Origin of the sequence: Peribacillus asahii, assembly GCF_004006295.1 — a bacterium.
Lineage (GTDB): Bacteria > Bacillota > Bacilli > Bacillales > DSM-1321 > Peribacillus > Peribacillus asahii_A.
In genome coordinates this window covers 4,552,501-4,572,047 of sequence record NZ_CP026095.1, presented here as the reverse complement: position 1 = coordinate 4,572,047, position 19,547 = coordinate 4,552,501, and the positions used below count along the sequence as shown (strand labels likewise).

The 19,547-nt window shown below is 38.6% G+C and carries 13 protein-coding genes and 1 rRNA gene (1 of these 14 running past the window's edge); 11 read left to right on the top strand and 3 right to left on the bottom strand.

Annotated features, from left to right (window positions below; translation table 11 throughout):
* The first annotated feature begins 34 nt into the window (after window positions 1-34).
* From BAOM_RS22460 to BAOM_RS22445, 4 genes are all read left to right on the top strand, one after another.
* Window positions 35-868, top strand: coding sequence for a flagellar hook-basal body protein (locus tag BAOM_RS22460; RefSeq protein WP_127762185.1), 834 nt, complete (start codon window positions 35-37; stop codon window positions 866-868).
* 107 nt (window positions 869-975) lie between these two features.
* Window positions 976-1,227, top strand: coding sequence for a DNA-directed RNA polymerase subunit beta (locus BAOM_RS22455; RefSeq protein WP_127762184.1), 252 nt, complete (start codon window positions 976-978; stop codon window positions 1,225-1,227).
* A 33-nt stretch (window positions 1,228-1,260) separates the two neighbouring features.
* Window positions 1,261-1,692, top strand: coding sequence for a 3-hydroxyacyl-ACP dehydratase FabZ (fabZ, locus tag BAOM_RS22450; protein ID WP_119115758.1), 432 nt, complete (start codon window positions 1,261-1,263; stop codon window positions 1,690-1,692).
* A gap of 112 nt (window positions 1,693-1,804) precedes the next feature.
* Window positions 1,805-2,107, top strand: a complete 303-nt coding sequence (locus BAOM_RS22445; RefSeq protein ID WP_127762183.1) for a hypothetical protein — start codon at window positions 1,805-1,807, stop codon at window positions 2,105-2,107.
* A gap of 129 nt (window positions 2,108-2,236) precedes the next feature.
* Here BAOM_RS22445 and BAOM_RS22440 read toward each other — a convergent pair whose 3' ends face one another.
* Window positions 2,237-2,671: a YwpF family protein gene (locus BAOM_RS22440; RefSeq protein ID WP_127762182.1), complete on the bottom strand. Its 435-nt coding sequence runs from the start codon at window positions 2,669-2,671 to the stop codon at window positions 2,237-2,239.
* A 319-nt stretch (window positions 2,672-2,990) separates the two neighbouring features.
* On the opposite strand from BAOM_RS22440, the gene BAOM_RS22435 reads away from it, so the two are divergent.
* The 3 genes from BAOM_RS22435 (at window position 2,991) to BAOM_RS22425 (ending at window position 4,146) form a co-directional block, all read left to right on the top strand.
* The gene (locus BAOM_RS22435) at window positions 2,991-3,353 is read left to right on the top strand and encodes a single-stranded DNA-binding protein (RefSeq protein WP_119115756.1); all 363 of its coding nucleotides are present in this window, start codon (window positions 2,991-2,993) and stop codon (window positions 3,351-3,353) included.
* Between the two features lie 21 nt (window positions 3,354-3,374).
* On the top strand, window positions 3,375-3,578 hold the full coding sequence (locus tag BAOM_RS22430) for a hypothetical protein (RefSeq protein ID WP_127762181.1): 204 nt from the start codon (window positions 3,375-3,377) through the stop codon (window positions 3,576-3,578).
* A 280-nt stretch (window positions 3,579-3,858) separates the two neighbouring features.
* Complete coding sequence (locus BAOM_RS22425) at window positions 3,859-4,146, top strand: hypothetical protein (protein WP_127762180.1); 288 nt, start codon at window positions 3,859-3,861, stop codon at window positions 4,144-4,146.
* Window positions 4,147-4,992: 846 nt separating this feature from the next.
* On the opposite strand, the gene BAOM_RS22420 is transcribed toward BAOM_RS22425, so the two are convergent.
* Together BAOM_RS22420 and BAOM_RS22415 are read right to left on the bottom strand one after the other, a co-directional pair.
* The gene (locus BAOM_RS22420; RefSeq protein WP_127762179.1) at window positions 4,993-7,857 is read right to left on the bottom strand and encodes a DEAD/DEAH box helicase; all 2,865 of its coding nucleotides are present in this window, start codon (window positions 7,855-7,857) and stop codon (window positions 4,993-4,995) included.
* Window positions 7,850-9,454, bottom strand: a complete 1,605-nt coding sequence (locus tag BAOM_RS22415; RefSeq protein ID WP_127762178.1) for an SWIM zinc finger family protein — start codon at window positions 9,452-9,454, stop codon at window positions 7,850-7,852. The genes BAOM_RS22420 and BAOM_RS22415 overlap by 8 nt, the downstream gene beginning before the upstream one ends.
* Before the next feature lie 293 nt (window positions 9,455-9,747).
* Here BAOM_RS22415 and BAOM_RS22410 point away from each other — a divergent pair, with 293 nt between their 5' ends.
* The 4 genes from BAOM_RS22410 to BAOM_RS22395 form a co-directional block, all read left to right on the top strand.
* Window positions 9,748-11,751, top strand: coding sequence for a penicillin-binding transpeptidase domain-containing protein (locus tag BAOM_RS22410; RefSeq protein WP_127762177.1), 2,004 nt, complete (start codon window positions 9,748-9,750; stop codon window positions 11,749-11,751).
* A 587-nt stretch (window positions 11,752-12,338) separates the two neighbouring features.
* The gene (locus tag BAOM_RS22405; RefSeq protein WP_127762176.1) at window positions 12,339-14,984 is read left to right on the top strand and encodes a hypothetical protein; all 2,646 of its coding nucleotides are present in this window, start codon (window positions 12,339-12,341) and stop codon (window positions 14,982-14,984) included.
* 1,247 nt (window positions 14,985-16,231) lie between these two features.
* Entirely contained in the window at window positions 16,232-18,271 is a 2,040-nt protein-coding gene (locus tag BAOM_RS22400; protein WP_180319804.1) for an acyltransferase family protein, read from the top strand.
* A gap of 756 nt (window positions 18,272-19,027) precedes the next feature.
* A 16S ribosomal RNA gene (locus tag BAOM_RS22395) occupies window positions 19,028-19,547 on the top strand; it runs 1,031 nt beyond the window's last position.

The window sequence follows — 19,547 nt, the reverse complement described above, 5'->3', positions numbered from 1 at the left end:
TTCAAGAAATCAGCGTAAATGAAGGAGGATAGAGATGAATCGAACGATGATAGCAGCAAGCAATACGCTAGGCCAATTGCAAAAACAAATCGATGTTATTAGCAATAATATGGCCAATGTTGAAACAACTGGTTTTAAGCGAGGCGAAGCAAGCTTTACAGATTTACTTGTTCAGCAATTGAATAATCAACCAAATCAAGCAGCTGAAGTGGGCCGTTTAACACCGCTTGGGATTCGTCAAGGAAACGGAGCAAAGATTGGCCAAATTCAAAATGTACAGTCTCAAGGTTCCCTAAAGACGACAAATCGGGATTTAGATGTAGCTTTCACAAAGGAAAACTTATACTTTATGATTGGTGTAGAAGAAGGGAACGTCATTCGTTTATCAAGAGACGGTGCGTTTTATCTATCGCCTAATGGAAATGAAAACATGCTTGTAACAGCAGACGGGCATACCGTGCTTGATGAAAACGGTAACGACATTGTCATTGAAGGTGACATTAAAGAAATCCAAATTTCTGATGAAGGCATATTAAAGGCAATCACAACAGATGGAGGGGAACAAACCTTCAATCTAGGTGTTGTATCGGTTCAAAAGCCGCAATTCCTTGAAAAGCTAGGCGATAATTTATATGGGCTTCCGGATAACTATGATGGCTTAGGTGTAACGGCTGATGATGTATTGACTGAACTAACAGGCGCTTTACGCACAGATATTTCGATGAAACAAGGTGCACTTGAATCATCTAATGTCGATCTTTCAAAGGAAATGACAGATTTAATTACAGCGCAAAGAATGTATCAATTCCAATCGCGTTCCATCACGATGGCAGATCAAATGTTAGGCTTAGTAAATTCGATTCGTTAAACATTTCGTAAATGGGCATAGTCTTGCCAAAGGTTGGGACTCGTACTGTTTATGAAAACGTGATAAAGTTAAAGCGAATCTCTAAAAAGGAGCTTACATGATATAAAATGGAGCAAAGAAGTTTAACAAAACAACAGTGGGAAGAAGAACCAAAACAGGAAGTAAGACAAAATGAGAAAATTAAAATTCGACTGTTACCAATTTGGCTTCGGTTGTTGATTGTTGCTGCTTTAATCGTCCTTATGGTTATCATTGGGGCATTAATTGGGTATAGTGTCATTGGGAGCGGAAATGCAGTAGATGTATTTAAAATCTCAACGTGGACTCATATTGTTGACATCGTCAATGAAGGTGCATGATGCGGTTGTTTTTAAATCAAGGAGGTATAATCTATGTTAGATATTACGCAAATTAAAGAAATTATTCCACATCGTTATCCTTTTTTATTAGTGGATCGAATCATTGAAATCGAAGAGGGAAAACGAGCGGTTGGATTGAAAAACGTAACAGCGAATGAAGAGTTTTTTAATGGTCATTTTCCAGATTACCCGGTAATGCCGGGGGTGTTAATTGTCGAAGCATTGGCTCAAGTGGGTGCTGTTGCGGTGTTAAAGCAAGAGGAACATAAAGGACGCTTAGCTTTTTTTGCGGGCATTGATAACTGCCGCTTCAAACGCCAAGTGAAGCCAGGGGACCAACTTCGCCTAGAAGTGGAAATTTTACGTTTAAGAGGATCTGTTGGTAAAGGAAAAGCAGTAGCAACGGTTGATGGTGAGGTAGCCTGCGAAACCGAGATTATGTTTGCTTTTAGTGATAAAGAATAAGGCTGCTAGAGAGGGGATGAAGATCTCCTCTTATTTTTTTTGAAAAACACGCAAGTAAATGTCGAATTCGGGCAAAATATTACTGTCGAAGAAAGAAGGGAGGTTACACATAATGAAAAAACGACTATTAGCACTACTTGGTGGCTCATTCCTATCAGCGATGTTTCTAGTTGGTTGCGGGACAAATGACGATAATGATCCAGCACCAGAAAATGATAACAACATGATTGAAGAAGATAACAATGATGTGAATGAACCGAATGTAAATGATGATGTAAATGATAACAACGTAAATGATGATGTAAATGATGTACAAGAAGGCGTTGAAGAAGGCGCAGATGAAGTAGAAGATGCCTTAGATCCAAACGATAATGATGATACATTAACAGATCAAGGCGACAATAACAACAAATAACAATGGCTAAGAAAAGACTGTTTCTTACGGGAAACAGTCTTTTTCCTTTTGGTTAGTGGTTGAATTCAACTATTTTTTAGAGCCATTGTCCCACTTATTCTAGATGTGGGGTAACAGAGAGAAATGGAGTTATTTATGAGTGGCAAGCTTAGGTCTAGAGCGAATCTTTTCTTTGAATTCTTTAATGAGTAAATCGCCAGTGAAGCCTTTGTGGACTAAATCTTCAAGAAGTAGTTCTGCATATTTGCTGCGTGTATTTTGAAGGTGGCCGACGAAAAGAAGACTAACGTGACCGTCGATAAGTTTATGCGTTTTTAAAACCGTTTTAAACATGGCCGGGTCGTTTTCTTTTTTCGTAATCACTGCTTGGATAAGCGCATTTTCATGTTCACGTGGTAGGGAATGTTTTAATTTATCATAATGTTCAGGGGGGACGATTGCTTCAAGAAGCCATGTATTTGCACGATCTTCTTTATTAATAATGAGCCCATCGACTAGATGAATATCAATAAGCTGCAGTTTTTCATTCACAAGTTGTAATGAAATAAGTTTAAATGACTTCATATGCTTCCTCCTACTTCTTAATTTCGTAAAAAAATGTAAATATTCCAATTTATTATAACACACTCAAAAATAACGAAGAAATAGAAAGAATGCGACACGTTTGTCTAAAATATGAACAAAGGAAAAATTTTTGAGAAAAATAACAAAATGGCATATTTCCTCCACTTTCACTATAAATATAGCCTAAAAATAGCAGTTTTAAACGGGAAAATGCCATTTTAGCACGAAAATGGGTGAAAAAAATGGGATTTTGTCGATTTGGTAATTTGAACAAGCTTCAGTATGATAAAAGCATCTTAACAAGAAAGGAGCTGAGATGTTGATTAACCAAGTAACCCTGGTTGGACGCTTGACGAAAGATCCTGAGTTGCGGTACACAGCAGATGGAAAAGCTGTTTCGAATGTAACGATTGCGGTGAATCGTCCTTTTCGAAATCAAGCTGGTGAATACGATGCTGATTTTGTGCAATGCACGCTATGGAGGAAAACGGCTGAAAATACGGTCCAATATTGTCGGCGCGGCTCAATGATTGGGATTACTGGAAGAATCCAGACACGTCGTTATGAGAATCAAGAGGGTAAGCAGGTATATGTAACAGAAGTAGTGGCTGAAATGGTTCAGTTTGTTGGACCGAGGAAGTTAGACGTTCCAAAGCAAGCATATGAGTCTATTGGCTTGTAGTGTGTAGGAGGTGAGATATATTTGAAAGGAAATCATTCATTTCACTCATTTCAAGACGTCGAACGAACAGAGAAGTTGATTGAAAACTTGATTCGATTCATTGCGAATACGCAAGTGAAAACAGTCACAAACGAAGCAGCGCTAGCCAATTTTGAGCGGAAGCTACAGCTCGTCGAAGCACGTTGCGAAGCTTTGGAACAAAGGTTAACAGAACTCCAAAACTAGAAAGTAGAATTCAGCGCTGAGCAACATGCATCTTAGTCCCCTCCGAACTTTGAATCACGGCATGGTGATTCACCACGTAAGACCGACCCCGAACGTTCCTTCTACTGAATCAATAATAATTGATTCCCCTCATTTTTGAATGGCTGCTTCGGCAGTCATTTTTTTATCGTTAGCTCTGTTATGGGATGTTGTTTTCCAAACAGCATTATGGTGAAGTATCAACAGAAAAGAAAAAAGTCTGTGTGTTATACTCTAATAAAAGAGCGTGGAGTGAATCCAAATGGAGGAAATCTTAAAACAAATTCTAAGTGAGATTAAAGATGTAAAAGAAGATGTAACGAATGTAACAGAAGGCCAAGGACGAATTGAAACAAAAGTTGATAATCTTTCCTCCGAGCTCAGTAGCCATTTCAAATATACGAACGATAAGTTAGATGAACATCGTAAAGTCTTTGGAGTTATTTCTGATGAGATGAAAGGGATGAAAGTAGATATTGACTATCTAAGTTCAAAGACAGGTAAGCACGATACGGAGCTTAATAATATCATGAACAGACTTAAAGGCTAGGGTTCATGAAGGTTTCTTTGTATTTTTCATAGGGCTGCCCCAAAAGTCATGAAAAATGGCTTTCGGGGCAGCCTTTTCGTTTAGTTGAAGGACAAAAGGGAGAACTAGGCCAGGGAAATGTCCATCATAAGGGTGATGAAGGACTTTTTCCAGCAACTAGATCAGACAAATGGCCTTCATAAGAGTGATGAAGGACTTTTTCCAGCAACTAGACCCGGCAAATGGCCTTCATAAGAGTGATGAAGGACCTTTTCCAGCAACTAGACCTGTCAAACGGCCTTCATAAGAGTGATGAAGGACTTTTTCCAGTAACTAGACCCGGCAAATGTCCATCATAAGGGTGATGAAGGACTTTTTCCATCAACTAGACCCGTCAAACGGCCTTCATCAGACCCAATGAAGGACAAAATGGGGGAACTGGGTCAGGGAAATGTCCGCCATCAGAGCTTTGAAGAACAAAATCCAGGAAGAAGGAGCTTTCCAAAAAGTCAGGGTAACCGACTTTTTGGCGCTCCTTTTTATTTGTTGATTTTTGTTTAAAGTTCATTGGAATACAATTTTTGGAGAGATGAAAGCTGCAGCCCTTAGATGTGAAGCGAGAACGCAATCTATGCTCGACACAAAGTTGAGGCCAAAAGCATGTTCAGTCACATTAAGGGTAATCGGTCGTTCCGCAGATTTTCTTTACAGGGCTCGACAACGTACAGGTCACGTTGGGCATTAGCCCATAACAGACCGAAAGTAGCAGGCGGATACCTGCTACTTTCAGAAAAAAATACAGGTGGAGAAAAACAAGTCACTTTCTCCACCTGCTTTATTATTTTGGGACTGTTATTCGGTATTCTTTCAATGCAGTGCCACTAGTTCTTTAATTTCCTCTGTTGAAAGCTCAGTAATCCAATTATCGCCGCTAATAATTTCATCGTTTAAGGCTTGTTTCTTATCGAGCATTTCATCGATTTTCTCTTCTAATGTGCCGGTACAGATGAGCTTATGGACATGGACGAAACGTTTTTGACCGATACGGTAGGCGCGGTCGGTCGCTTGATTCTCTACAGCGGGGTTCCACCAGCGATCGTAATGAATCACGTGGTTCGCGGCTGTTAAGTTGAGTCCTGTTCCACCTGCTTTTAAGGACAAAATAAAAATCGGGAACTCGCCTTCTTGGAACTTCGTAATCATCTCATCGCGTTGCTTCTTGTTGGCGCTGCCGTTTAAAAACGGTACATCGATGCCATACCGTTTTTCTAGTAATTCCTTCATCATATTGCCCATGCCAATATATTGCGTGAAGATTAGGCAGCTTTCATCCTGCTCTCGTACCGCATCGACGAGCTCTGTTAGCTTCTCAAGCTTACCTGAACGCTGGCTTGTTTGAAGACTATCATCCTCTTGCTTAAGATACAGCGCTGGATGATTACATAGCTGCTTAAGCTTGTTGAGCATTTGTAAAATGACCCCTTTGCGTTCAAAAGCAGAGAGCTGTTCAAGGTTAGAAAACGTATCTTGAATAAGCTGCTCGTAAAGGGAAGCCTGCTCGGTCGTAAGCGGTACAAATTCTTTTTGCTCTTGCTTATCCGGTAAGTTCAAGGCCACATCTTGGTCACGTTTTGTGCGTCGTAATAAGAACGGTTGAATGAGACGCTGTAACTCTTTAATTTTGTCTTTTTGCTCTTCACGTTCAATGGTGGCGACATATTTTTCTTGGAACTGTCCAAGAGAACCAAGATAGCCTTTGTTGATAAAATCAAAAATCGCCCACAATTCGCTTAAACGGTTTTCCATCGGTGTTCCCGTTAAAGCGACGTGATGCTGTCCTTGCAGCTTACGAACAGCTCGCGATTGCTTTGTCTGTGCATTTTTAATATTTTGCGCTTCATCTAAAATAATGCTGCTCCAATGAACGCTTGCAAGCTCTTCTCCATCTTGATGCGTTAACCCGTAAGACGTTAATACAACATCATAATCTGCGATTTTCGCCGCAAAGTCTTCTCCTTTTGTACGGTTCGCTCCGTAATGAAGATGAACATGCAGGCTTGGGGCAAACTTTTCAAGCTCACGCTGCCAATTGCCAAGTACAGAAGTAGGGCAAACAATAAGTGCAGCCTTTACAGGTCTTGTTTCTGTCTCTACTATTTCTGCTGCCTGAGAAGTCTCTTTCACATGGAGCAAGTAAGTAATCATTTGTACTGTTTTTCCGAGTCCCATATCATCAGCTAAACAAGCGCCAAATCCATGCTCACGAAGGAATAACAGCCAGCTCATCCCAAGCTTCTGATAGGGGCGTAAATCCCCGTGTAATGTCTTCGGCACAGGCAGCAAGGGAATATTCTTCGTTTCACGTAAATGGCTTATCATTTTGCGAAGCTCTTGGTTCAGTTCGAATTGAATTCGCAGCAAGTCATCCTGTTCATCGTCGTCTTCTCCTGCATCCTCTTGCAATAATTCCTGCTGCAAGAGGTCGGACAATTGAAGCCCTTTTTCATTTGCCGTTTCCATCAGCTCTTGGATTTGCTTAATAAAAGCAGGATCGAGCTTTACCCATTGTCCACGAATGTAAATAAGTCGTCTTTTTTCATTTACAAGAGCTTCAAACTCGGCTTCTGTTAAATCCTTTCCATTAAGAGAAAAACGCCAATCAAAGTCCATCAGCGCTTTCAGACCAACATAGGACGGCCCGCGATTTTGCTGGCTTTTCACTTTGGCCTTCACTTTGAGAGAAGATTCTTTGAGTGTCAACCACCATGAAGGGAGTAAAATTTCCGCTCCGAGAAACAGTAATTTTTCACTCGCATCAGTGAGGAATTCCCACGCTTCGAGTTCAGATAGCTCTTGCTTAAACTGCCCATTTTCAGTCAGCCAAGGGACGATTTTGGACCAGCGGGCAATCACTTTATCAATGGCTTCACGATATTTACTCCAGCCGCGCGGCAGCCGTTTTTTCGTATATACTTCCGTAATGTTGGCGTCTTTTTTCGAACGGAGGATAACGTCAAGCGTCCACGCTCCTTCTCCATCTGGAGGCTCGCTTAAACGAAGCCCAATCGTAAAGGGCTTCTCATCCGTTGCTAGACCGAGCCATTCTGCCCAGCTTTCTTGGTCAAAGAATGTTTGCAGTTCCTCTGGAGATAGCTGAGTGGTTTGTAAGGCTGTCATCGCCTCGCTCCATTTATGAGAAATAGGAGAGTATTTCTCCAAGTATAGATTCGCAGCTCCGTTATACCACTTCTCGATAAATGAGCGATTTGTCTCGGCTGTCAGTGTTTGCAAGTCAGGGGAAATCGTCTCTTCCCAAAAGGAAGGAACGAATTCTTCTTCCACCTCATCAGGGAGCTTCCAAGCTAATTCACTTGCTTGAAGACTTGCGAAATCAGGAATAGGCAGGCCTGCTTCAATCACTTCGTGCAATACAGGTGCTGCAGATAAACAAAGAGAAGAAGTTTCTGACCATTCCCAATCAATGAAAGAATTAAAGCTTTCTCGGGCGAAGAAGTTCAACAGTCCCCATGCATCCAGCGTATAGACAGGTTTGCCTTCCCACATATCGGTCGTAACCTGTGTCCCATAGAAGCTCGCGTCATCCCAAGTGAACAACAATCTGCGGATATGGATTGTATCGAGAAATCGCTCCTCCTCATTGATGACAGCTAGACGATACAAGTCGTGGTCAAGCGGTGCCACTTTAATTTTTAACTTTCCTAGATTAACCATCGATTAGCTTACCCCTTTTTAATTCTTCTTGAAAAGCACGCAGCCGTTTTGTGGAGCTAGTGACATAGTTCATATAGCGTTCAAATGTCTCTTCCTGCTTCAACTTTTTATAAATTGTGCGCATTTTCTTTAAGTAGCGGACCGCTTGCTTATACGCTGAGCGATTTTTCAACGATACTTTTTCTTGAACAGCATGATAATACAGCGGCAAAATTAAGGCTGGTTCTTCAGATGTCACTTCTTTAATGAGCTCAGTACTAATTAAATCAATGCTAATGTCAGAATAAATATGCATCTCGACCCACTTCTTATACTGCTTCTGCTCGAATAAAAAGTTCGCATAATTCCAATAACTATGCGGCAATGTGACCCGATAAAATTTCTCTAGCAGGTCGAGCCGCTTTGACTTATAGCACCACTGGCTAATTGGCCGCGTAAATGTCCGCACGAAATCAACGCGCTCATAATAATCCTCGAGATTTGCTAAAAACGTTCGGACATGTGTAATCGCGAATTCAATAAATGGGAGCGGACGCATCTGTTGAAGAGATTGAAGCCAGTAGAATAGATAAGGACAAGCAGCGGCATCTAATTCCTGCAGCCACGCTGTTGCCCGGTCATCATCGTTCTCCAGCACCGACAAATGAATAGCGGCAATCGTATACGTATTCCGTTCCTCTGTATCTCGTTCAAGCTGATTTAATTTTTGTGTAACACGCTCGAGCTCTTCCTTTCGCCATGTGCTATTGGAAAAAAGAAAGGCCCAAATTTCGCGATATAAATCAATCCGTTCATAGGTCAGTAATGGATGATTGTCAAGCAGCGTCACGACATCTGCTTTTAACCCTTCAATAAATGGATCAAAAGCAAACGGACGGGCTTGACGACTAAGCGGCTGCACCATCTCATATAATTCCTCTGTTAAATCTGTAGCAAATGTATAGAAGGTGCGAACGACTTGCGTATTTTTACTATAGGAATTCAATAATGGCAGTGTATGTAAAAATGTACAAAAGAGCGTCGTAAAGTGATACAGCATTTTCCATTCGCTTTCAATTGGCGCCTTCGCTTTTACTTCCTGTAAATATTGTTGAATATGACCGTCTAGCAGGTAGGCAGGTGCATGAAGTTCGCTTTCGACCTTCTCATGAAAGGTGTGTGCAACAAACTCTTTATAAGCAAAATAGTCTTTCGCAAGTCCACTAGCTTCTTGAGCTTTCTTTGCGAACACTTCACTAGCCTTTTGAATCGGTAAGGGACTTGGCTTCTTGCTCTGTTGCCACTCTTCGATCCATTCTGTGACGCTCGCTATTTCACTATAGTGGGAAAAGAAAAGCGCGAGCTGATGCCGGCAGATGAAGTTCGCTCCGCACGTACAGCGTCCGTTTTGTGGAAAGAGGAGCTCCAATTTTACTTGATAACGCTCTACATCATAGACTTCAGCTTGAATCCACTCATCTCCCTGAGACGAGGTTTCAACAACATTTTGTGTGTATAACGTAAGCCCTTCTCCAACGACAGCTGCATCATGCGCAGAATCGGGATTCAACAGTTTCTTCACTTGCTCGGCTGTATACTGTAACAATTGGCTTTCCATGAGTTTCTCCACATCGCTCTCTTACTTATTTAATATCGGCTAAATACCTATTATTCAAACTTTGTCATTTCAATCATCCTTTTATTATACCTTAATGTAGGGAAGGATTTGAAGTAGTGCAGACGTTCTCTCCTTCTTGAGGGGGGATTCACGCTGAAACTTCAAGGAATCCCGCCAAATTTGCTTATAATTCTGCCGACTTGTAGAAATTTGCCGGAATCAGTCACTCTATCACACAACTTTTGCCCCATTTTTGTTAAAATAATAGGGAGTAATGTTAAGAGGGGGAAGTTATGAAAAAGAGACCTTTCATCACCAGCATGATACTAACTAGTTTATTGCTGCTAACAGGTTGTACAGATGAACCAAAACCGGAAGATCGTTTCGCCGATTATACAAAATTATGGAACAAACAGAACTTCGAGGGCATGTATGACTATTTGTCAGCGGACGCAAAGAAAGAGATGAGTGAAGAACAGTTTAGCGAACGCTATGAGAAGATTTACAAAGGTATTGAAATGGAAGATCTTAAAGTAGAATATAAGCTTCCAGAAGAGCTGCCAAAGCATAAAGATGAAGAAAAAGTAGAAGTAACGTATTCCGTTTCGATGGAGACGGTCGCAGGTCCAGTGGAATTCAAAAATGAAGCGACACTTGTGAAAGAAGGAAAAGATGAGAAAGAGAATTGGTATATTCAGTGGGGTCCGAACTACATTTTCCCAGAGCTTGAAGAGGGCGAAAAAGTATCCGTTGAAACATATCCAGCTGTTCGCGGTGAAATCGTCGACCGCTATGAGCACGGTCTTGCAATTAATGGAACTGTGGCTCAAGTTGGAATTGTCCCAGAGAAGATGGGGGAAGAAAGCGCTGCTATCTCACAAGTCGCTAAGCTGTTAAACATGTCAGTAGAAGAAATTGAAGCAGAACTGAACCAATCTTGGGTGCAGCCAAGCTATTTTGTTCCGATTAAGAAACTGCCTCAAAATGACGCGAAGATTGCTAAGCTTATTAGTATACCTGGCGTATCAGTAACGGAAGTAACAGAACGCGTTTATCCATATGGTGCAGCTACTGCTCATTTAATTGGCTATGTTGGTGAAGCATCAGCGGAGGATTTAGAAAAGTTAAAAGGAAAAGGCTATACAGCTAATGATGTTATCGGCAAGCGCGGCTTAGAACAGCTGCTAGAAGAACGACTTCGAGGCGAAGCTGGCGCCAAAATTTATATTAAAGCCGATAATGGTACGGAAAAAGTGATTGCAGAGCGTAAAGGAAAAGAAGGAGAATTCATTGCGCTTACGATTGATGCGGAACTGCAACAAGATATTTATAAGCAATATAACAATGAAGCGGGTACAGCCGCAGCCATCAATCCAAAGACAGGGGAAACGTTGGCTCTTGTTTCGAGTCCATCGTTTGATCCGAACCAATATGTACTTGGCATGAGCAGTGCTCAGCAAAAGGCGCTTGAAGAAAACAAAGACAAGCCATTGCTCAATCGTTTTAGCTCAACCTATGCACCGGGATCAACGATTAAAGCATTAACAGCCTCTGTTGCTTTGAAAAACGGCGTCGATCCAAATAAAGCGCTCAGTATTCAAGGGCTCACATGGAAAAAATCAAATTGGAAAGATCACTCGATTACGCGTGTAGCGAATCCAGGCATTCCAATTGATATGAAAAATGCGCTTATTTATTCTGATAACATCTATTTTGCACGTCAAGCACTAGACCTTGGGAAGGATAAATTTACGAGCGGGCTGAAAGACTTTGGCTTTGAAGATACACTGCCGCTTGAATATCCGATTAAAGCATCGAGTATTGGAGATATAAGCAGTGAAGGCCGTCTGGCTGACAGCGGCTACGGCCAAGGGCAAGTGCAAATGAGTGCGATTCATTTAGCGGCAACCTATACGGCCTTTTTAAATGAAGGAAACGTGATTGCCCCGACACTTATCCAGAAGGACAAAATGGAACCAACTATTTGGAAGAAAAACGTCATTACCGCTAAGCAGGCGAATCAGCTAACAGGTATGCTTAAGCAAGTTGTCACGCATCCGAAAGGAAGTGCTCACAGTCTTAATGACCTTAAACTCGACATTGCAGGCAAAACCGGTACGGCTGAAATTAAAGCATCCAAAAACTCAACCGGAACTGAAAATGGCTGGCTCGTCGCTATGGACACAAAAAGTTCATCTTTACTCATGGCTTGGATGATTGAAGATGTCAAAGGCCGAGGCGGAAGCCACTTTGTTGTTGATCGAATGGAGCCTGTTTTGAAAAAATATATACAATGAATAAAAAAGCACCAGTTTAAACTGGTGCTTTTTTATTATATTGGAATGTTCCAAAATTGGATAAATAAATATTATCCATATAAAAATATCCATATTTTATTTTTATCGAATAATAAAATACGGATAAGGTTAAAGAAAATAATAGTATATATATCACGTTAGTTAATACGAATAGGTTTATTAGTATTGGTCAAAGGTACCTGTTTATTATAGTTACTTTTATTAACTGTTTTGTATTATTTTTAATATACTTGTATTAATTGTTGGATGATTTTAACACTCATAACCATATATACCATAAATTTCTATAAATATAAGTCTACAATTTTAATAAAAAGCTAGAAATTACAAAAAACTTGTATTATTATAGTTATACAAGAATGATTTACTAATTAGATCATTGTTGTTTATTTTTGTGCTAAAGGCACTACTAGTAGAACAAATAACTTGCAAAGATACATATAAAGTTAGTTTACTAGTACTTGAGACGTTAGTTCTGTAAAGTCGTTAGATTAAGTATGTTCTGTTTTGAGCAATGCTACCTAGCGCAACAATATAGATATATTCGAAGGGAGATTACTTTCTAAATGAGTAAAAAGAAAGCAATTAAAATCGCAACGGCATCAGCAATCGCTTTAACAGGAGCAGTAGCAGTGGCACAACCACAAGCAGACGCTGCAACAAATTCTGTTGATCAAGCTATCACAAAAGCTACAAAACAAGTAGATAAAGCATTCAACCTTTACTACAACACTGCTAAGAAAAGCAACAAACTTCCTAGCGGTTCTGCAATCAGAAAAGAAGTTAAGTTAGCTGAAGCATACTACATCGCTGCTGAAGCAGAAATCGCTAAAAAAGGTGGAAGCAAAGCGAAAAAAGCTGCTTACACTAAAAAATTAGAGAAAAGCAAAACTTCTTTAAACCGCGCGAAAAATTATGTTGCAGCAGTTAGCGTAACATTAAAATCTTCAAGAACAGCTCTAGATAAAGCAATCGAATCTGGTAAACAAAGCACAGTTCAATCAGCACAAGCTGCATTAAACAAAAAAATCGCTGAGTTCGAAAAAGCGGTTTCAAAAGTATTCGGTCCAGATGCTCGTCGCTTATTAACAAAAACTTACACAACTCCAGCTAAAGCAGAATCTGCTGCTGTAGATGCTGAAATGAAAGTATACGCTGCTTACAAACAAATCGAGCGTGGAAATCTAATCGAAAAAGATATTGAAAAAGCTGGTCAATTAATCGACAGCGTTAGAGCTGAAGTTGAAGAGTTAAAAGCTAAAGATACTAAACTAGCTGGAAACCTTGTAAAAGCTGCTGAGAAAAACAACAAAGCTTATGAAGCTAAAGTAGAAGCTTTAAAAGTTCCTGTTGTTGCAAGTGTAAGTGCGATTAACGCTAAAGAAATCAAAGTAACCTTCAATAAAGAAGTTGATAAAACAACTGCTGAAAACGCAGCTAACTATGAGTTGAAATTAAAAGGTACAGCTGTAGCAGGCCTTACTGCTGACCTTCAAGAAGATGGTAAAACAGTTCTTTTAAATAAAACTGATGGAACAGATATCTTTACAAATGGTGATTACTATACTGTTGAAGTAGAAGAAGTATTAACTAAAGATCTTAGCAAGAAAGTAGCAACTTATAAGACTGCTACACTTAACTACTTTGATAATGCAGCACCAACTGTAGTATCTTCTGAACTTAACGGTTCAAATGTACGTGTATATTTCAATGAACCAGTTTCTGGTGTTCAATTGAAAGTAGATGGAAGTGCATTATCAGCTGTTCCAGCATCTACTAATAAAGATGGTAAATATTATGTAGAACGTCCGGCTTCAGCAGATGAGAAAAAAGCTGGAACACATAGTGTAACTGTATACGGTGCTACAGATGGCGATAATAATACTCTTTCTGTGGCAGCAACTCAATACGTTGTTTCTGATGATACTTCAGCTCCATCTATTACAAGTGTAACTGCTGATAAATCAAATACTTTCAAAGTGAAAGTAAGTGAAAAACTTGCAGTGGAACCAAGTTTTGAAGTAAAAAAAGGCGGTATTTTATTCATTGATTCTTCAAATACTGCAGCTCAAGTAGCTCTAGATCCTGAAGATTCATCTGACTTAACATATATCGTAACTGTACCTGCTAATGCTACTTCAGGTTCATACAGCTTATATGGAAAAGATGAAAATTCAGTAGCTCTTTCAGTGAAGATTACAAATATTAAAGATAACTCAAATCTTACTGGTGCTGAGTATAATGGATCTGTTACATTGACAAAAGACGCAGTAGGACCAAAAGTATTGAGTGAAAACACAAATACAGTTAGTGCTACTGGATTAATTTCAGTTAAATTTGATGAAAACATTACATTAGCAGATTCAACTAAAGTAAAGGTTTACAAAGATGGAGTACTTTTAGCAACAACTGCGACAGCTGCTGGTGAGTTCTTAAACATCCAACTTCCAGAAGTAGGAAAAGCTGCTACTTACTCTGTAAAATTGGAAGAAGGTGCGGTTAAAGATGCTGCAGGAAACAAAAATGCTGCATTAACAACAACGGCAACATATGCTTCTAAAAATGATATTACTCCAACTATTACTTTAGATGGTACAAACAAATATAAAGTTGCTTTTGCTACTCCAAATTCTGATATGACTGATAGTGCAACAACAGTTTCTAACTACACGTTAGACGGTAAAGCATTACCAGCTGGAACAACAATTGATTTCTCTGGAGACAAGAAAACAGTTATTATTACACTTCCAAAAGAGTCGGTAGCTAAAACTTCTTCTGGGTCGTTACAGATTTCTACAAATGTTGTAAACAAAGCTGGTCAAAAAGTGGCGGATGCTAAAGGTGAAGCCTTTACTCAACTTGTTGCTCTAACTGATAACGTTAAACCAGTATTACAATCAGGTAAATTTATTGATTCTGATGATAATAAATTGGCTAACCAAGTAGAATTAACATTCAGTGAAAATGTTACTGCTGGAAATGTTGACGATTATGAATTCATCGTTAATGGAGCTAAAGTAACTGCTACAGCTATTACTTTCACTAATGATAAAGCAACTGTTACATTCGGAAGCGAACTTAATGTAGCTCAAGCATTGTCAGTTAAAGTACTTCCAGCTGATGATCAAGATGATAAAGACATGGATACTAAAGATACAACTGGTAATAAATTAACTGAAGGAACTACAGTTACTGTTAATACAGTAAAATAATCTTGTGATAGAAAACGAGATTGATGTTTGCATCAATCGGTATATCTTGAACAAAGTGTCCTCTTAATAAAAGGAAGCTCTGTGGAGAGTGAAATCTCTGCAGGGCTTTTCTTTTTCGAGAAATCGAATCAAATAGCGTATCCAATATATTGGACAAGAATTTTGAAAAACAGAACATTTGTCCAATTGAACATAGAACAAAATAGGCAAAATAGGTTCAGAAATGAGCTTATTTTGCCTATTTTTATAAAATTAATAATTTGAATAATCGGTTTTTAATTAGGGGGAAATGGCGAGTATTTCGAGATTGAAATGATTTACTGAACTTTGGGAATCCTGAAGTCTATAGGTTTGTAGCGTTTTTTATAAATTTATCAGATTTATTAGAATGATGTTAAAATAGGGAATAAGAGGAAGGTAAATAGAATTGAGAATCACCTCTATGTAACTTGCACAAACATTTAAATTAATTATGGAATTTGAACAAAGAGAATATCGAATTCTAAATATAAAAGCGTTTTTGTTAATTAAAGGGGCATGTTAGCGGATAGTTATCATAATCTAGACTTATTTTTAACAGCTAAAGTAAAACCAATATCAGAAGTGGTTTGCTAGGAGAATGGAGAAGATCTTGATTCAACAGTCCTATATAAAGAAATCAAGGACCTTGAGCAAGAAGATTTAAAGGTATAAATAGATTTATTCACCAAAAAGGTAGGTTTGAAGAACTTCAAGAGATTCCTGCATTCAAAAGATTATTTACACCGGTTAAGTTTCATCATTAGTACCATAGAAAAAGAAGAATAGCAGAATGTTCGTTTTCAAAAGGATACTCTATTGATGAAGTAGACTTTGTTCTTGTACTCACTAGTAAAGAGGCTTCTAATAAAGCAACATTTAGATAAGTATAAAACGATTGATGTGGAGTTAATGGTTAAAATGTTAACGAAAATTCACTGAAAACAAATGGTGGAGTCTGTTGTAGAACGAATCTTGAAGAAAAACTATCGTGTATAAGAGTAACATCAGTCCTGATTTCTTCCGAGGAGTTGGGGCTATTACTTTATTTGAGTCCATCCATTGTCCGATTGATGGTATTTTATCGTGGTTGATGGAAGTAGTTTGATAAAGGTCAAATCAGTAAATGTAAATTAAAGAGTTTTTCCTACCATGTTAACAAATCATTGTTGTATGGTGATATAATTTGAAATTATATAAAATCATAACAAGTAGGAGATAGAATTGAAATGAATCAACCATTAGCTAAGATTGAGAGTAAACGTAGACCTGAAGTCGATAGAATTCAGAATCAACCATTAATTAATATTGAGAGTAAATTCAGACCAGAAATCGAAGGGTTACGCCTTGTTGCCGCACTATTGGTAGCTGTCTATCATATCTGGCTTAATCGTGTTTCTGGTGGGGTTGATGTATTCTTTGTAATTTCAGGTTTTCTTATTACTACTTCAATTGTTTCTACAATTAATCGAACAGGAGAATTTCGTTTTCGGCTATATATCACAAAGTTAATGAAAAGATTACTTCCTTCTGTATTTTTTATTCTTGGAATGGTTCTGGTTTTAAGTTGGTTTTTATTACCTGAATCAATTTTAAATAAAACGATACGTGAAGTATTTGCTTCCATGTTTTTTTATCAAAACTGGCAACTGGCTTTTTCGAGTACGGATTATTTAGATTCCAGCCAAATGAAAACACCTGTTGAACACTTTTGGGCCTTGTCTATACAAGGACAATTTTATATGATTTGGTTTTTGGTATTCACTTTCATTTTATTATTAATAAAAAAATATAAAATAACTAAAGTTAAAACATTGATCAATACTATTTTAGGGGTATTATTTGTTTCTTCTTTTATATACTCAATATATTTAACGAATATTAATCAACCGTGGGCGTATTTCATTACGATGACACGTGTGTGGGAATTTACTTTAGGTAGCTTGCTTTGTATCAATTTATCATCAATGAAGGTAAATAAATATATTGCTACAGTAATAGGTTGGCTTGGATTAATCGGTTTGATTTTAACCGGAATCGTTTTCAATGTATCTGAAATGTTTCCGGGGTATATTGCCTCATGGCCAATGATCTGTGCATTATTCATTGTTTTGTCTGGTACACAAGATACAAAATATGGTGTCAAACGCTTTTTAGGTTCATCTGTAATGGTAAAGCTAGGCGGAATTTCTTTTGGAATCTATTTATGGCATTGGGTATTATTAGAGTTCTATCGTTATAATGTCCAAGAAACTCCAGGAGCTATCGTTGGAACCCTTATTATTATTTCATCCATTATCTTATCTTTTTTAATGACACGATATATAGAAAAACCAATTCGAAGCTCAGCCGACAATAAATCATTTAATAGACTTGGGATAATGGGTGGTGTGAATATACTCTTAATTGGATCTCTTTTGATGGGAGTATATATCAACCAATCTGAGCTAGAAAAAGAAATAACCTATGAAAATTATCCAGGAGCGTTAGCTGTAGAAAATCCTAATGATGTACCTGATAAGGAGCCGATACCGACATTTTCCAAAGCTTTTAATGACGTACCACAAGCACATTTGGATGGCAGTAATCAGGGTGTAGAAGATAGTGACTTAAAAATAGGGGAATATGGTAAAACTGAAAATTACGATGCGACAATTGCCCTGATTGGTAGTTCCCATTCAGAACATTGGTTAGGTGCAATATTACAAGCAACAAAAGATTCTAATTATCGTGTATTGAGTCTGACTCGTTCAGGTACAAGGTTTTCAACAGGGTATCCGGATGATGAATTGAAAGGTATCTGGGTCAATAATGTTCTAGATTATCTAAAGGATGCAGATGTAGATCTTATCGTTGCTCAAGCTACAGCTTCTGATACGTCTGTTAATAGAATCCAACAACAAATGGTTGATCAGCTGCAGTATGTTAAAGATGAATATGGTATGGAAGTGTTAGCTATTCGTGATGATCCAAGATATAGTTTCAATGTGTTGGAATCATTAGAAACAGATGGACTAGAAGAAACGGCAAAAAAAATGAATTTAGAAGATAATCAGAAAGATGAAAAATTTTGGAGGAAATTTGAAAATGAGAATAAATCATTGCATAAAATTGACTTAACGGATTACTTTAAAGTAAATGGTGAATTCCAGCCTATTATCGGTAATGTTGTGATTTATCGAGATAACAGACATTTAACCAATACTTATTCTGAAAGTTTTGGACCTGTTTTTGAGGAAAAAATCAATAAGATACTCAAAGATGAATGATGGGGTTCCCTGAAGCATAGCCAGGATGCTGGGAATTTGAGATTAGGCTAAAGTTTAAAGCAATAAAGTATGAAAGAAAAGCTCTGTGAGAGAATGAACTGCACCCCAATTGGAGGTGCAGTTTTTTATGGCTTCGAGTTTAATTGCTTTACTATATCTTTTATGTGTTTCTAAGGGTGACATTTTTGCCTTACCTCAACCTATAATTCTAGCTGCTGAAATTTTATAGTGTCTGTTATAAAGAGTACGTTCGGCTTTCTACTTGAAAGGGAGCGGTTCGAAATCTCTATCGGGCTTTTCTTTTTGTGTTCTAATCTGAATAATGGAGGAGAAATTCTTCTTTCTGATATCTTGTTCTTTTTGACAAGTGCACATGTGAAAAAGTTCCTCCATTAAAGGCTTTTGTGTTAACTTAAAACATCTTGTTTTATTTCAGCGTTTTTTTAAAAGTTGTTGACTTCTTTATACTAAGATAGTAATATTATAACTCCCATGAAGGAATTCTAACGAAATAGATGATTTCTTTTTGGGAAGCTTTGAAAAATGAAAGTGAAAGTTGATTTTGAAAATCCTTTCTTTCGTTGAGGCGATAAAAAACATTTCAAAAAAGTTGTTGACTAATTTTAAAAAGATATGGTATATTAATTGAGCGTCATTAAGACATAGTTCTTTGAAAACTAAACAAAACAGAAACGCCAACGTAATTTTTTAAGTGAGTACACACTATTAAAAAGTACAACATGAGCAAGTCAAATTCTATCGGAGAGTTTGATCCTGGCTCAGGACGAACGCTGGCGGCGTGCCTAATACATGCAAGTCGAGCGAATCAAATGGGAGCTTGCTCCCTGAGATTAGCGGCGGACGGGTGAGTAACACGTGGGTAACCTGCCTGTAAGACTGGGATAACTTCGGGAAACCGGAGCTAATACCGGATAGTTTCTTTTCTCGCATGAGAGGAGATGGAAAGATGGTTTCGGCTATCACTTACAGATGGACCCGCGGCGCATTAGCTAGTTGGTGAGGTAACGGCTCACCAAGGCGACGATGCGTAGCCGACCTGAGAGGGTGATCGGCCACACTGGGACTGAGACACGGCCCAGACTCCTACGGGAGGCAGCAGTAGGGAATCTTCCGCAATGGACGAAAGTCTGACGGAGCAACGCCGCGTGAGCGAAGAAGGCCTTCGGGTCGTAAAGCTCTGTTGTTAGGGAAGAACAAGTACGAGAGTAACTGCTCGTACCTTGACGGTACCTAACCAGAAAGCCACGGCTAACTA